Annotated in this window: 10 protein-coding genes; 6 read left to right on the top strand and 4 right to left on the bottom strand. The window is 44.5% G+C overall.

From position 1 onward, the window contains the following. The first annotated feature begins 17 nt into the window (after window positions 1-17). Window positions 18-2465 (top strand): YbeU/YbeR family protein, encoded by a 2448-nt coding sequence (locus H571_RS0101335; RefSeq protein WP_027847726.1) that lies wholly within the window; start codon window positions 18-20, stop codon window positions 2463-2465. A gap of 11 nt (window positions 2466-2476) precedes the next feature. On the opposite strand, the gene holA is transcribed toward H571_RS0101335, so the two are convergent. From holA to leuS, 3 genes are read right to left on the bottom strand one after another with little or no spacing between them, the layout of a single operon-like run. Beyond that, window positions 2477-3505, bottom strand: coding sequence for a DNA polymerase III subunit delta (gene holA, locus H571_RS0101330; protein WP_027847725.1), 1029 nt, complete (start codon window positions 3503-3505; stop codon window positions 2477-2479). Then, a complete protein-coding gene (locus H571_RS0101325; protein WP_027847724.1) occupies window positions 3502-4020 on the bottom strand; it encodes an LPS-assembly lipoprotein LptE in 519 nt (172 codons plus the stop codon). The genes holA and H571_RS0101325 overlap by 4 nt, the downstream gene beginning before the upstream one ends. 3 nt (window positions 4021-4023) lie before the next feature. Further along, a complete protein-coding gene (gene leuS, locus H571_RS0101320) occupies window positions 4024-6621 on the bottom strand; it encodes a leucine--tRNA ligase (RefSeq protein WP_027847723.1) in 2598 nt (865 codons plus the stop codon). Between the two features lie 282 nt (window positions 6622-6903). Here leuS and H571_RS13810 point away from each other — a divergent pair, with 282 nt between their 5' ends. The 3 genes from H571_RS13810 to H571_RS0101305 all read left to right on the top strand — a co-directional run bounded on the left by H571_RS13810 (window position 6904) and on the right by H571_RS0101305 (window position 10060). Next, entirely contained in the window at window positions 6904-7851 is a 948-nt protein-coding gene (locus H571_RS13810; protein WP_051168054.1) for an RpnC/YadD family protein, read from the top strand. Window positions 7852-8054: 203 nt separating this feature from the next. Continuing rightward, the gene (locus H571_RS0101310) at window positions 8055-8825 is read left to right on the top strand and encodes a hypothetical protein (protein WP_027847722.1); all 771 of its coding nucleotides are present in this window, start codon (window positions 8055-8057) and stop codon (window positions 8823-8825) included. Window positions 8826-8872: 47 nt separating this feature from the next. Beyond that, a complete protein-coding gene (locus H571_RS0101305; protein WP_027847721.1) occupies window positions 8873-10060 on the top strand; it encodes a hypothetical protein in 1188 nt (395 codons plus the stop codon). Here H571_RS0101305 and H571_RS13805 read toward each other — a convergent pair. Next, window positions 10057-11238, bottom strand: coding sequence for an MFS transporter (locus H571_RS13805; protein WP_036217057.1), 1182 nt, complete (start codon window positions 11236-11238; stop codon window positions 10057-10059). The genes H571_RS0101305 and H571_RS13805 overlap by 4 nt on opposite strands. Before the next feature lie 98 nt (window positions 11239-11336). On the opposite strand from H571_RS13805, the gene H571_RS0101295 reads away from it, so the two are divergent. Together H571_RS0101295 and gyrA are read left to right on the top strand one after the other, a co-directional pair. Continuing rightward, window positions 11337-12293 carry an arsenic resistance protein gene (locus tag H571_RS0101295; protein WP_027847720.1) on the top strand — a complete coding sequence of 319 codons (957 nt, stop codon included), beginning with the start codon at window positions 11337-11339 and terminating at the stop codon, window positions 12291-12293. A gap of 98 nt (window positions 12294-12391) precedes the next feature. Further along, window positions 12392-15166 (top strand): DNA gyrase subunit A, encoded by a 2775-nt coding sequence (gene gyrA, locus H571_RS0101290; RefSeq protein ID WP_027847719.1) that lies wholly within the window; start codon window positions 12392-12394, stop codon window positions 15164-15166. The last annotated feature ends 25 nt before the right edge of the window (window positions 15167-15191 follow it).

Genomic DNA, 15191 nt, shown 5'->3' with positions numbered 1-15191 from the left:
TTCCCTCGGGGGTTCTTTTGTCTGTAACTTTAACTGACTGGCTGCGTCCATTATTACTCACTACTGCTGATGATCGTGAGACGGGTGAAATTTTAGCTGAAACTAGTTTACCTCAGCTAGCCGATGCCTACGCTTTTTTATACCGTGCTTGGCACCAAACTTCTGCCAGTGATCTAGTGAGTAGTGTACAGGTGTTAGCTGCTATGCGGCACCTGCATTGGATAGATTCTACCGAATGCCAAGCTTGGTTAGAACTTTTTGCTCAACGCCTGCAACAAACCTACCCAAAAGCTGAGCAGCTCCTTGCTCGCCTTGATGAAGAAGATTACGGAGCCGCAAAACTAAAGCGTTTAGCGACAGCGGACTTTTCTAACTGGCAGGCTAAGTTAGCTGTTGAGTGCACTTTAGATAAACTGCCTTCGCAGCTACCCAAGGCTTTGCAAGTGCGTAAAACCCCCATTGGCTACGCTTTGGCAATTAGGTCGTCTAGTTTTGTGGTCTATCAACAGCCCTTAGATAACAAAGAAGTTTTAAGAGAAAAATTTTGGCCTGATGTACAAGCTACCCTAAATGAATACTGGCAGGTGCATTCAGGTAAAGATTGCCGACAGCTCTTGTATTGGATGGCAGGGCAGGGCCAGCGCTACGCTTGGCAGCTAGATGTGGCTTGGTTGCAACAAGCAGAAGAGTCTGACCGTGAAGTTTGGCGTAGTGAACTACCCGAAGGTTATGAAGATTATGCTGACTTATTAACCCAGCTTGAACCCGGCAGCCAATTAGACGTTGCAGCTTGGGATTGGGTACGCATGGCAGACTTGGCCCTAGCAGGTTATTTAGCAGGTTATTTAACCCAAGCTGAATGGCGTACTTTTGCGCTAATGGCGCTTTGGTTACTGCGTAGTCAGTACACCTCTTGGCAAGCCCTTGCCGAAAGCTATTTATTAGGCTATCAGCTATGGCAAACCCAAACAGACTTTACGCTTAGCCCAGAATTAGAACACACATGGGAATTGCTATTAGTATCACCCTTCTCGCCATTTCAACAACTAGATTGGCAAGCTTTATCGCTAGACCATCCAGATTTTCGTGATGCACGAGCCAACTTTTCTGCTGGTTTAGACGATCCTTTTTTACTAACCGCCCTAGTTGCCAGTTTAAGGGACGATGCCAGCCTGCTAACCGGCTTGGCGCCAGACGAGCTGCCCGATGAAAGGCGCGATGAAGCCAAAGACTATTTATTTGCAGGCTTAGATATACACCCCAATGAAGCTTTAACATCCACCTTGTCTAGGTTTTGGCAACCGGGCCGTGTGCACCATTATGATCAACTAGCTTTAAACTGCCGAATTAATAAAGCCCCACGCTTAGCAAAAAACCTAGCAGCAATACCTGAAGTTTGGGAAATTTGGCGACAACAACTGCCCGAACTGGCAGAACTGGTTAAGCACCCTGCCGGTATTGTTATGGCAGAAAAATATGCTTTTTACCTGGTTAAAGCCGAAGAAACCCAGCACTACCCAGCAGCAGAAAGGCAGCAATTAACCCTAGCGTTAAAAGATTATTTAAGCTGGCACTATTCTTCTGCGCAAGAAATGCTTCTAGCTTGGCAAGGGTGGGATATTGCTTTATCTAAAGCAGAAGAAGAAAAACCCTTGTTAACAGAACTAGATTGGCACTTAAAAGATCCGGGCAGCTTATTCCATTTTATCCCTTGGAAGCGCCCCCCAGTTAGCTTTACTGAACCTGGCAAGCCAGTGAGTGAAGCCGACCTAGCGACCTTAAACCTAGTCGGGCCTTTAACAGGTATTCACTGGTCTTGGCCTGAAAAACTACCCGCTTGGCCAGCCCAAGAACTAAAAAATCTTTTACAAGACACGCACTTATTTCAAACAGGCGAAGATTTAATTGATTACCTAAACCACCTCTACCAAGCTGGCGATCGACAAGAATACCTAATAGCCTTTTCGCCCTTTACCTTAAATGAAGCAAGGTTAGATGCCGAAATAGAAACCCATGCTAATGAAAAGCGTGATGAAGAACAGGAAGTTTATTATCAGCGTCTACTAAGAGTGAAGCACAATAGCCTAGGTATTAATGATGTCGATTTAACTGCTTGGGATATGGTGCAGCTAGTAGACTTAGCCGTTGCAGGCTACCAACTAGATTGGCTGGATGATGCTCAGCTAAAAGGTTGGTTAGCCAAGGTACGCCAGTTAATTATTGAAGAATATTACGGCTGGGAAGATTTTGCTCGGGCGCTCTTGGCTGGTTATAACTTCTTTATGAATGAATCTGAACAGCGTGCAGAACTACTAGAAACCTTTAGCCAGCGTTTATTAAGCCTGCTAATTGCTGTGCCACCCCAAGTAGGGCTTTGGTACACCCTAGCTTGGCCAGGTGAAAGAGCGAGAGAATGGAATCAAGCTTCAACTGCTTTAACAACCGCTAAGCAGCGTTTACATTAAAAGGGCAGTGGTTAGACGCTAGCTAACGCAGGTGCTTGGCCACTAAACTGTACAACTAGCTGTAAAAGTAGGTCATTCAAAGGTTCACCAGAGCCTTTAATGGCCTGATCGCAAAGACTAGCAAGCTGTAGGAGTTGCTGTGCTTGCTGTAGGGTTAAGCGTTTTGCGGCCTTAGAATAAAGCGGTTTACGGGCATCCCAAATGCGTAGTTGCTGGTAAAGGGTATCAAAGGGTAGCCCATCGTTTAGCTTGTAGGTTAGGTGACAAACTTGACGAATTTCCCTAGTTAAAGCCCAAAGCAACAAAGGCGCTTCAGTGCCCTCTGCTAGTAGCCCACGTAAAATACGTACCGCTCGGTTTCCCTTACCTTCTAAACAGGCATCGGCTAAATCAAATAGGCTATAACGGCTGGCATCTTCAATTAGGTCCAACAAGTTTTCAGCGCTTAGTCGCTCACCTTCATTTACGAATAAGCGGAGTTTTTCTATTTCTTGGGCGGCAGCTAAAAGATTGCCTTCAACCTTCTCGGCTAAGAGGGTAGCAGCGGCTGGCTCTAGTGTTAAACCACTCATTTGGCAGCGTTCGCTTATCCACTGAGGAAGCTGGTTAGTATTAATAGGCCAAATTTGTACTATTAATCCGGCTTGATCAACGGCTTTATACCAAGCACTTTTGGTTTGCGCTGCATCTAGCTTATTGCTGCTAAAAAGAAAAACATCGGGGCTGTTACCTAGTTGTTCGCTTAGCTTTTTAATCACTTCGCCACCGGGTTTGCCCGGCTTACTAGCAGCAAGGCGCACCTCTATAAGCTTGCTATCACCAAACAAGGACATGCTGGCTGTTGCTTCAAGTAGGCTATGCCAAGCAAATTGAGCGCCTACATCGTAAACCTCACGCTCGGTTATACCCTGTTGTTTTACTCTGGAACGAATTAAGTCTGCTGCTTCTTGCATTTGTAGGGGTTCATCACCCATTAACCAAATGATTTTAGGCAGCTGTTTTTTAAGGCTAGCAGCCAGCTTATTTGCTGCAATTTTCATTGCTGTAATGCCTGAATACGCAAAGTTAGTTGACGAATTAAATCGCCTTCCATATTACGCAGAAGATCACTTCGTAGACTGTCACGTGTTAGTAGACTGTCTGTGTCGCGGTTATAAGAATATTGGCGGTAGGCTTGAAGAACTTCTTCACTAAATAAAGCTTCACCTTCGCTATTGCGAGCCGTAGCTGTAATTGCAAGGCTTAGTTCAAATTCTTCTCTTTGGCCAAACACAACTTGGCGTTGGCTAGAGTTAAAGTCTTTAAGCTCTAACCTTAGTTTGCTAGGAGCTAATTCTTGGCTTATAACTACGCCAGATTGTTCTAGTTGCCTTGCTAGGGTGGCGGCTAAATTATTAGCACCCCCTTGGCTACTAATATATAAGGGCTGCAAATTTTCTGGCAGCTCAATAAAGCCACGCAAACGAAAACCACAGGCACTGGTTGCTAAAACCACTAGCAATAGTAATACAAGGCCTAAACGTGGCTTTATTGGTGACTTTATTAAGCTAGGCATCTTTTAACCAACCACCAGGTTAATTAGCTTGCCAGGTACCACAATAACTTTACGCAAGGTTTTTTCTTCAAGGTACTTTTGCACTTTTGCATCAGCCAAAGCCAGTTTTTCAATGGTTTCTTTGTCGGCATCAGCAGGTACTTCAAGCTGCACACGCGGCTTACCGTTGATAGAAACAGCCAAGGTTAAACTATCACGCGTTAAGGCAGATTCATCAACTTCAGGCCAGGGTGCATCAATTACACTGCCTTCATTACCTAAATCTTGCCACAGCTTATGACAAATGTGCGGTGCAATAGGTGAAAGTAATGTAATAAGCGCTTGATAACCTTCGCGGGCTACGGCAAGGCTAAGTGGGTCTAAGGCATTAAAACGAGATAGCTCGTTGGTTAGTTCCATAATGGCGGCAATGGCGGTATTAAAGGTAATACGGCGGCCCATATCATCGGCTACTTTTTTGATGGTTTCATGGGTTTTGCGGCGTACTGCTTTCTGTTCAGCCGTTAGTTGGCTAAGGTCTAGTTCCCCAGGCTTACCAGCTAGAAGGTGTTGATTAACTAAACGCCACAAGCGTTTTAAGTAACGGTTAGCCCCTTCAACACCGGCATCAGACCATTCTAGTGATTGATCTGGCGGTGCAGCAAACATAATAAACAAGCGAACCGTATCGGCACCGTAAAGGTCAATCATGGATTGTGGATCAACGCCGTTATTTTTCGACTTGGCCATTTTTTCCATACCACCGATTTCAACAGGCTTACCATCGGTGGTTAAAATTGCACTGGTAGGGCGGCCTTTGCTGTCTTTTTCTACTTCCACATCGGCGGGGTTAAACCATTCTTTGCCGCCATTGGGTAGGTCACGGTAGAAGGTTTCGGCAATCACCATGCCTTGGGTTAAAAGGCGCTTAAAGGGTTCGTCTGAATCCACTAAGCCTAAATCACGCATTAGCTTGTGGAAAAAACGCGCATAAAGCAGGTGCAAAATAGCGTGTTCAATACCGCCAATGTAAATATCAACCGGCAACCAATAGTTAGCCCGTTCATCTAACATGGCATCGTTATTGTCACTGCTACAAAAGCGTGCGTAATACCAGCTGGATTCCATAAAGGTATCGAAGGTATCGGTTTCACGCTGCCAACCATCGTCTAGCTCATAAAAAGCGGGCATTTTTTTAATGGGCGAACCACCGGAAGCATCAAACTCAACTTCTAAAGGTAACTCAACGGGCAGGTCGGCATCGGTTACTGGGCGAGTTTCGCCATTTGGACCGTTTTCAACAGGAATGGGCGCACCCCAATAACGCTGACGAGAAACACCCCAATCACGTAGGCGGTAGTTAGTTTTTACACGGCCTTTGCCTTGGTTTTCTAGCTCACTGGCTAGGGCATTAAAGGCTGCTTCAAATTCTAAACCGTCGTATTGAGACGAGTTAATTAAACGGCCTTTTTCTTCAAAAGCCGCTTGGCTTGTATCGCACGCTTCACCGGCTAAAGGCTCTATCACCTGCTCAATGTTTAAACCGTATTTGGTGGCAAATTCCCAGTCGCGTTGATCATGGGCTGGCACGGCCATTACCGCACCTGTGCCGTATTCCATTAATACAAAGTTAGCTACCCAAATAGGTACTTGGCGACCCGTTAAAGGATGAACGGCTTCAAAGCCAGTTGCCATGCCTTTCTTTTCCATCACTGCCAAGTCAGCTTCAGAAGTGCCGCCCTTGCTGCATTCAACTAAAAATTCAGCCAGCGCTGGGTTGTTGGCTGCAGCGGCTTTAGCCAAGGGGTGACCGGCTGCTACGGCAACATAAGTCACGCCAAAAATAGTGTCGGGGCGAGTGGTATAAACTTCTAAACCTTCGGGCAGAATGTTATTGGCTTCTTCAGTTAAGCCAAAAGTCATTTCAACGCCGCGCGATTTACCCACCCAGTTGCGCTGCATGGTTTTAACCTGTTCAGGCCATTCCACTTTTTCTAGGTCGGCCAGCAACTCTTCAGCATAGTCAGTAATTTTTAAGAACCACTGAGGAATTTCTTTGCGCTCAACCAAAGCGCCAGAACGCCAACCACGGCCATCGATTACTTGTTCGTTCGCTAAAACAGTTTGGTCAACCGGGTCCCAGTTCACCATGGCATTCTTTTTATAAACCAAACCCTTTTCAATCAGCTTGCCAAAAAACCACTGCTCCCACTTGTAATAAGAAGGGTCGCAGGTAGCAAACTCACGGCTCCAATCATAAGCAAAACCTAAAGATTTTAGCTGGTCGCGCATATAGGCAATGTTTTGCTTAGTCCACTTGCCGGGTGCTACTTTATTTTGAATAGCAGCATTTTCAGCAGGCAGGCCAAAAGCATCCCAGCCCATAGGCTGCATAACATTCTTACCTTGCAGGCGCTGAAAACGGCTGATGACATCGCCAATGGTGTAGTTACGCACATGCCCTATGTGCAGCTTACCGCTAGGGTAGGGAAACATAGAAAGGCAATAGAATTTTTCGCGGCTAGCGTCTTCAATGGCTTTAAAACACTGATTTTTATCCCAGAAGCTCTGAGCCTGTTGCTCCAGTACACTGGGTTGATAGTCGGGGATCTGGGTGTCCATTTTGTCTCGGTTTGTTAGTTACATAAATTAGAAAAGATAACGCCTTAGAATACACTAAAATAGCGTTAAGATGTATGGCTTCTAGTAGAGATGCTGAGTAAGAAAAAATTTAACATGGGGAGTGACTTGAGGGGTGAGTCGTAGCTTGCTAATTTAACAGCAGCAAAAACTAATAAGGTTAAGGTGCTTTGTATCAATAGCTTGCCGAGGTTAAGACTGTTTTAATCTAGGTTCTATGCAGCCAAGGTGAAGCAGAATTTATTGCCTCAAAAGGGAGTTGGTATGAAACGCTTACAAGAAAAGACTCACTCTGATTACGATGGTGCTTGGAAGATTGCTTTAGAGCGCTATTTTAAAGAATTTCTGGAGCTGTTGTTTCCAGCTATTTATGATGAAGTGGACTGGAGTAAGGGGCATGAATTTCTAGATGGTGAGCTAGAAAAAATTACTGTTAATGCTAAAACAGGTCGCCGTTATACAGATAAATTAGTTAAGGTTTATTACCAAGATGGCACGGAAGAATGGTTGCTTATTCATGTTGAAATACAAGGCTCTCCTGAGTTAAAAGGCGTTTTTGCGCAGCGCATGTTTACCTATTGGTCACGCTTAATTGATCGCTATCAAGTCGATGTTGTCAGCCTGGCAGTCTTGGCTGACACCAACCAAAGCTATCGACCCAACTCCTTTCACTTTAACCGTTCAGGAACTGAAAATATTTTTACCTATCCAATGGTTAAGCTTATAGACTTTGAAAATGAAGTTAGCTGGGCTAGGCTTGAAGCCAGTAATAATGTGTTTGCTCTACTGGTGATGGCGCAAATTAAAGCTAAACGACTCAAAGGAAATAGCGAAGACCTTTTTAACTTTAGGTTAGGTTTAACTCGCTCACTTTACCACCGTGGTTACAGCCGTGAACAGGTGGTTGAGTTGTTTAACTTTATTGGCTGGATGATCCAGCTACCAGAATCACTTGAAGATAGGCTATTTGCAGCCGTTAAAGTTGTTGAAGAGGAACTAAAAATGCCTTACGTAAACTTGATTGAACAATATGGTATAAAGCAAGGACTTGAGCAAGGAATTGAACAGGGTAAACGTGAAGCTAAAGAGAAGCAGCTTAAAGCAATTCGTCAGTTAATTACTCAGAAACTTCTTACAGACGAACAAATTGCTGAAGTGTTTGATTTAGCTATTGAAGAAGTTGCTCAGTTACGCCTTGAAATAAAAAGCTAATTTTAAATGCTCTTGCAACTAGTCAAAAACTTAACTGCTTAGGTTATCAGGTGCAGCAAGAATGCTTTGCCTTGATAAACCTTCCCTAAACAGCACTAAAGCTTCTAGCCTTTAACCCTGTTAGCAGGTCACTGATTTAACACAAGAACTTAAAATTAACTCAGCTAAATGGTTTTTAATAAATAAACAAGGAGCCACTAAAAATGCTGATGCTTGGGTTATTACGCCTAGGTTGGTTAGTGGCTTTGTTTGCTTGGGTGAAGCTGCCAACTGAGTTAGTACAGGTTAGTTTGCTTGTGGTGTGGGCTGGGGTGAGTTGGCTGGTTTACTTAACCCGTATTGAGGTGGCTAAAACGAAACGAAAAGTGTGGCTGGCGCAGTATTTAAAAGGCGGCTCTTTTTGGCAGCAAAGGTTGCAGCTAGGTGTGCTGGGTCAGGTTTGGCAGTTGTTTTTAGCACTTTTTTTAGGTTTGTTTTTATTGCTGCAATTACTGGTGGCCGAGGCTTGGTTTTGGTGGTTATTGCTACTCAGTGTTTTTATATTAGCGCTGGTAGAAAAAATCTTAGTGCGCTTGCTAACCAAGGCAATACAAGCAAATTTGTTAATGGTTTTGGTTCGGCGGACAAGCGTGTTTTTGGTGGCAGGTTTGCTAGTTGGTTTAACTTTACTGGTACGCTTGCAAGTTTCCCAACCCTGGTTAATTGGTTTAACTTGGCATGAAGCCTTGGTTTTACAGTTAACTCTAGCAGGTGAAGAAGGCGTGTTGCCTTTACTGTTACGCTTAAGCCAAACTCTAGATATTACTTGGCAGTGGCTATTACAAAACACTTTAGGGAATCGTGAAGCTTCTGGCTGGTTAGCAATTTTTGCTTGGGCGGGTATTTTTGCCTTGCAAGCTGCTTTTTGTTTGGCTTGGGTGCAGCTACTAAACTCAGTGCATTTTTTAAAACTGCCTAAACGTAAAGCCAGCTAAGTGGTTATTAAAAGCTCTAAAGCAGAGTTTAAGTGAGGTAATTCATTATGAGTCTAAACGCAGCAAATACAATTAAAGCAAGCTCTACAAAAAAACAAACACCAATAACGCCTAGCTTTTGGTCTTTGCTTGCTGCTTTTGTGGTGGCTTTGGTGCTTTTTGCTGCCTTTAGCCATGCTTTGCGTTTAGTTGAACAAGAGTTAGGATCTTCAGCGATTTATAAGTTAATTATTAAGGGTGAAACTCTGCTAATTGATGGTTCAACACTGGATGTTTTAAATAACCATTTGCGTGAATTATCCACAACCGATCAGCAGCATTTAGCAAAGACTATGCAAGTTTGGACAGATCAGCAGCTAGATTCGTTGTTTGTTTTGGCTGAACAAGGCAAAGAAAACTACCTAGATTGGTACTACTCTATGATGGGTTCTTACCTGCGTTTATTTTATGCCCTTAAAGGGAACTTGCCTGAAAAGCTAGAAGCAGAGTTTCAGCAAAGGGTTTTTGTTGAGACAGGTTTTGCTCAAGGGTTAGAAGATTTAGGAAAAAATTACACTCATACCTTTCAGACCCGATTAGTGGCAGAACAAGCAGAACAGCTAAAGCAGTTACAAGAAAAACTCTACCAAGATTTTGCTAATCAACAGCTAGAAGTTGATGAATCAGCTGCTATATTCACCCTTAATTTAGACCAAGCCTTAGTGCCAGAAATTGCTTTACCCGCTACAGATTCAGTGCGCTGGCAACACAGTGCAGGTCTTTCAGTGGCAGTAGGTGCAGGTATGCTAGCCCTGCCTGCGGTTAGAGCTATGACTAGCCGAATTATGCAAACCACAGCGGTTCGCTCGGCTACAAGAATTACTTTGCAGTATGTTGCAAGACTAACGCCCCGTTTAGCTGCTGCTATGGCAGCAAGTGGTACAGCAACGGCGGCAGCTACTCCCACTGGCCCTGGCGCTTTGGTTGCTGGTATTACTACGCTTGCTGTTTTTATACTAACCGATTGGGCTTTATTAAAAGCAGAAGAAGTTTTGTACCGAGATGAAAAAGCACTGGCACTGGAAGAAGGCTTAGATGCTTGGAAAGTAGAACTAGCAGAAGAGTTGCAGCAAAAAACACAGCCCTTGTTTACTGCTAGGCAGGCTTATTTAAAAGAAAGACTCAACCAGCCTTATATTGAAGCAGGGGTAGAGCAGCGGTTTTATCTATTCCCTGAAAAACCGCTAGAAAACTAAGCCGTTGTAGCTAAGCTGCGTTTATGGCTACGCCTGCTGTACCAAACAGCCCACATGGCCAAACCTATGGCTGGCAGCATAACTAGGTTTAACATTTCCCAACCTAACCAGTGTTGTAAATGACCTGCTAATAAAGCCCCAGCGGCTGAAAAACCAAAAACTAAGAAGTCATTCATGCCTTGAACTTTAGCTTTTTCATTGGGCAGGTAGGTAAGGGTTAATAATGAAGTTGCACCGATAAAAGTGAAGTTCCAACCCACACCTAAAGCCACCAAAGCCACCCAGAAAAACCAGTAGCTAGTGCCGAGTTGAGCAACAAGCACGCAGAAAAGTAGCAAAGCACAGCCGAGTTGAATAATAGGCACTGTACCAAAGCGGGTAATTAAACGGCCAGTAATAAAGGAAGGTAAAAACATACCTAAAACGTGCCACTGAATAATGCTGGCAATGTCACTGAACTCATAACCGATACTTTTCATTGCTAGCGGCGTTGCAGTCATGACTAAAACCATAATGCCATAACCTATACTGCCCGAAGTAACAGCGGCAATAAGAATAGGCTGGCGAAGTAGCTCTAAATAGCTACGGCCACCTTTTTTTTGTTCAGCTGCAGAAGGTTTTTTTAAGGGTAGGGAAACAATCAGTAGCATAGTGAAGATATAAAGGCCGATTAACACAGCAAAAGCACCAATAAACTCACTGCTAGGAAAGAAACCCCGCGACCAAACTGCTAGGTTAGGGCCAAGAATAGCAGCCAATACACCACCACCCATAACCAAGGCAATGGCGCGAGCGCTTTGTGAGGGTTGGCAGGCTTCTACTGCTGCAAAACGGTATTGTTGGCCTACACCAATTGCCATACCTAACAAAAAGGTACTTAAGCAAAACAGAGCAAAGCTTTCCATGGCTAGGGCGTTATAAGCAAGAAATGCACCGCTAACGCCAATGATATTGCCAAGTAAAAAACCAATTTTTCGGCCTAACCAACGCATTAAAAGCGCAGCGGGTAAGGTAACCCCCATTAAACCCAAAAATTGCAGGGCAACGGGTAAAGTAATTAAGGCGGGCGAAGGGGCAATTTGTTGCCCAATTAAAGCGGTAACAGAAACCAGTAGGATATTGCCGCTAATCAGTAAAGCCTGACCTAGCGCCAACCCCCAAACAGTTAAGGGAAGCATAACAAGTTCTCGTTAGATTTAAAGCAGCTAATGTACCACATTGCAGGGTTAATTCATGTATTCTATTAGCTAGTTCTTATGTTAGTAAAAGGTGCTTTATGAAATTTATCACTGGGTTAAGTAAAAACTTAAGTTTAAGCATTCCCTTGTTTTTAATCTTAGGCTTGGTTGCCAGCCTAAGCATTTCAACACAAAGTTTGGTGGTGCTAATTGTGCCTTTCACCCTGCTAATGATTTTTCCCATGATGGTGGGGGTTAAACCACAGCAGCTATTACAGCCAGGTAATAATGCTGTGCAGCTATGGGCGGTGGGCATTAATTTTTTGTGTATTCCTTTTATTGCTTATGGTTTGGGTTGGGTGTTTTTTAAAGACCAGCCAGCCTTGGCGTTAGGTTTGTTGCTAACGGCTTTGTTGCCTACTAGTGGTATGACTATTTCTTGGACAGGTTTTGCTAAGGGTAATGTGCCAGCGGCCATTAAACTGACCATTATCGGCTTGCTGTTAGGTTCGTTATTAACGCCCTTTTATGTGAAGTTTTTAATGGGTGCAGAAATACCCATTAATTTAGGCGAAGTGTTCAAGCAAATAGTCTTTTTTATTGCCCTGCCGTTTGCTGCTGCCCAGTTAACACGCAAGTTTTTGGTGGGTAAATACGGGCAAGAAACCTTTCAGAAAAAGTTAGCGCCTAAGTTCCCACCTTTTTCTAGCTTGGGTGTGTTAGGTATTGTTTTTGTGGCTATGGCGTTAAAAGGTGCCGATTTAGTTGAATCCCCTGCGTTAGTACTCAAACTACTAGTACCACTCGTCCTTCTTTATGCCATAAATTACCTAATTAGCACGTTAATTGCTCGTAAAATGCTAGATCCTGGTAATGGAATAGCCTTAGTTTATGGCACGGTGATGCGTAACCTTTCCATTGCTTTGGCTTTATCTATGACTGCTTTTGGTGAAGCAGGAGCAGAAGCAGCCATATTAGTAGCCTTGGCTTACATTATTCAGGTGCAGTCGGCAGCAGGTTATATGAAGCTTTCTGAACGTATCTTTCCTAAATAGCTACAAAGCTGTTAGTTGGCTAGAAGTCAATGTGACTTGCGCTAGACAAAAAGGGTATAATCGACTGAATATCATAAAACTAAGAAGGACGAAGATGTATGGCTGATATCGCCACAGAGATTCATCCGATAAATATTGAGGACGAGCTAAAGCAGTCCTACCTTGATTACGCGATGAGCGTTATTGTCGGACGCGCACTACCTGATGTGCGCGATGGTCTTAAACCGGTTCACCGCCGTGTGCTGTTTGCCATGCATGAACTGAACAACGACTGGAATAAACCCTATAAAAAGTCTGCCCGTGTGGTGGGTGATGTTATTGGTAAATATCACCCGCATGGCGACTCTGCAGTTTATGACACCATTGTTCGTATGGCGCAGCCCTTCTCTCTCCGCTATATGCTGGTCGACGGTCAAGGTAACTTTGGTTCGGTAGACGGTGATTCCGCTGCTGCCATGCGTTATACCGAAATCCGTATGACTAAGATGAGTCATTCTTTATTGGCTGATCTAGACAAAGACACCGTAGATTATGTAGACAACTACGATGGCACTGAAAGAATTCCTGAAGTTTTACCGACGCGTGTTCCCAACCTACTCGTTAATGGTTCGGCTGGTATTGCGGTGGGTATGGCAACTAACATTCCGCCCCATAACTTGGGTGAAGTGGTTGATGGTTGCCTGGCCTTAATTGATGAACCCGAGCTGACCATTGAGCAGCTAATGGAATACATCCCCGGCCCAGACTTCCCAACTGGCGCTATTATTAATGGTAAAGCCGGTATTATTGAAGCCTACCGTACTGGGCGTGGCCGTATTTACATGCGTGCCAAGCACCACTTTGAAACCATAGGTAACCGCGAAGCCATCGTTTTCACTGAAATTCCTTACCAACTAAATAAAGCCAAGCAAATAGAACGTATTGCTGAGCTGGTTAAAGAAAAGAAAATTGAAGGCATCGCTGAACTACGTGACGAGTCTGATAAAGACGGTATGCGTATTGTGGTTGAAGTAAAGCGTGGCGAATCGCCTGAAGTGCTAGTCAACAACCTGTTTACCCAAACCTCTTTACAGAATGTGTTTGGTATTAACATGGTGGCGCTGCGTGATGGCCAGCCCATGTTGCTTAACCTTAAGCAAATGCTGGAAGCCTTTATTCGCCACCGTCAAGAAGTGGTTACTCGCCGTACTGTATTTGAACTACGCAAAGCTAAAGACCGTGGTCATATTCTTGAAGGTTTAGCCATTGCCTTGGCTAATATCGATCCTATTATTGAACTAATCAAAGCCTCACCCTCACCAGCGGAAGCTAGAGAAGGTTTGTTGGCGCGTGATTGGGCACCTGGCAACGTAGTAGAAATGTTGGAGCGTGCTGGCGCGGATGCTTGTAAGCCCGATAGCCTTGAAGAAGGTTTGGGTATGTCTGAAGCACAAGACAGCTACCGTTTATCAACGGTGCAAGCCCAGGCCATTTTAGACTTACGCCTGCACCGCTTAACGGGTATGGAGCACGAAAAGCTGCTAACAGAATACCGTGAGCTGCTAGAAAAAATTGCTGAATACCTAGCTATTTTGGCCGACCCAGAATTGCTTATGCAGGTAATTCGTGAAGAACTAACAGCCATTCGTCATGAGTATGCTGATCCTCGCCGTAGTGTGATTATTGCCAGCCGTCAAGACTTCTCTATGGAAGACTTAATTGCTGAAGAAGACATGGTAGTGACTATTTCACGTACCGGCTATGCCAAAACTCAGCCGTTAAGTGATTACCGTGCTCAGCGCCGTGGTGGTCGTGGCAAGTCAGCAACCGCCATGAAAGACGAAGACGTAATAGAGCATTTATTAGTGGCTTCTACACACGCCACCATTATGCTTTTCTCTACCCGTGGTAAGGTTTACTGGCTAAAAGTTTATGATATACCTACTGGCAGCCGTGGTTCGCGGGGTCGTCCCTTGGTTAACCTGCTTCCGTTAGAAGAAGGTGAGCAGATCACCACCATTCTACCTGTGACTGAGTACCGTGAAGACCATTACATCTTTATGGCAACAGCCCGTGGTACGGTTAAGAAAACCAGCCTAGATCAATTCGCTCGTCCACGTTCTAGCGGCTTAATTGCCCTAGACCTAGACGAAGGCGACCATCTAGTAGGTGCAGCCATTACCCACGGTACAGATCACGTTATGCTGTTTACCAGTGCAGGTAAAGCTATTCGTTTTGAAGAAGATAGAGTGCGTAGCATGGGTCGCACCGCCCGTGGTGTGCGGGGTATTCGTCTACCAGAAGGCGGCGAAGTGATTAGCCTTATCATTCCACGTAATACCGTAATAGATGCTGATACCGATGCTGAAGATGAAGTTGATGATGCAGAGGTGATGGATAACGAAACAACTCAGCTAGAAGCAACTACTACAGAAGCTTCAACTGAAATGGTGGAAGTTGAGCGTCCTATTTACATACTGACTGCTTCTGAAAATGGCTATGGTAAGCGTACCCGTTTACCTGAATTTCCTTTACGTGGTCGTGGTGGTCAGGGTGTTATTGCCATGCAGTGTAGCGCACGTAATGGTGCTCTAGTCTCTGCTATTCAGGTTGAAGATGGCGAAGAAATGATGCTTATCACCAACCGTGGCACCCTAGTACGCACCCGAGTTGATGAAATTTCAACAACCTCGCGTAATACGCAAGGTGTAACACTGATTCGTTTAACAGACGAAGAAAAACTCAGTGGCACAGTGCGTGTTCAGGATATTGGCGAAGACCCAGATGCTGAACCCGATGAAGAAGCTTTGGCAACGGATGAAACTACTGATGAAACGACAGAACAATCAGTAGATCAACCAGAAGCCGATGAAGACTCACCTGCCGAAGATTAAACTTCGTTAGAAAATAAAACCCTAA

The organism is Marinospirillum minutulum DSM 6287 (genome assembly GCF_000422325.1).
In the GTDB taxonomy this organism is placed as follows: domain Bacteria; phylum Pseudomonadota; class Gammaproteobacteria; order Pseudomonadales; family Halomonadaceae; genus Marinospirillum; species Marinospirillum minutulum.
Note: the sequence above shows the minus strand (reverse complement) of the source record. Positions and strands in the feature narration are given on the sequence as shown.

Bases quoted from the DNA above. Each gene is read 5' to 3' on its own strand.
- holA (WP_027847725.1), bottom strand. From the start codon at position 3,505: ATGAAAATTGCAGCAAATAAGCTGGCTGCTAGCCTTAAAAAACAGCTG.
- H571_RS0101325 (WP_027847724.1), bottom strand. From the start codon at position 4,020: ATGCCTAGCTTAATAAAGTCACCAATAAAGCCACGTTTAGGCCTTGTA.
- leuS (WP_027847723.1), bottom strand. From the start codon at position 6,621: ATGGACACCCAGATCCCCGACTATCAACCCAGTGTACTGGAGCAACAG.
- H571_RS13810 (WP_051168054.1), top strand. From the start codon at position 6,904: ATGAAACGCTTACAAGAAAAGACTCACTCTGATTACGATGGTGCTTGG.
- H571_RS0101310 (WP_027847722.1), top strand. From the start codon at position 8,055: ATGCTGATGCTTGGGTTATTACGCCTAGGTTGGTTAGTGGCTTTGTTT.
- H571_RS0101305 (WP_027847721.1), top strand. From the start codon at position 8,873: ATGAGTCTAAACGCAGCAAATACAATTAAAGCAAGCTCTACAAAAAAA.
- H571_RS13805 (WP_036217057.1), bottom strand. From the start codon at position 11,238: ATGCTTCCCTTAACTGTTTGGGGGTTGGCGCTAGGTCAGGCTTTACTG.
- H571_RS0101295 (WP_027847720.1), top strand. From the start codon at position 11,337: ATGAAATTTATCACTGGGTTAAGTAAAAACTTAAGTTTAAGCATTCCC.
- gyrA (WP_027847719.1), top strand. From the start codon at position 12,392: ATGGCTGATATCGCCACAGAGATTCATCCGATAAATATTGAGGACGAG.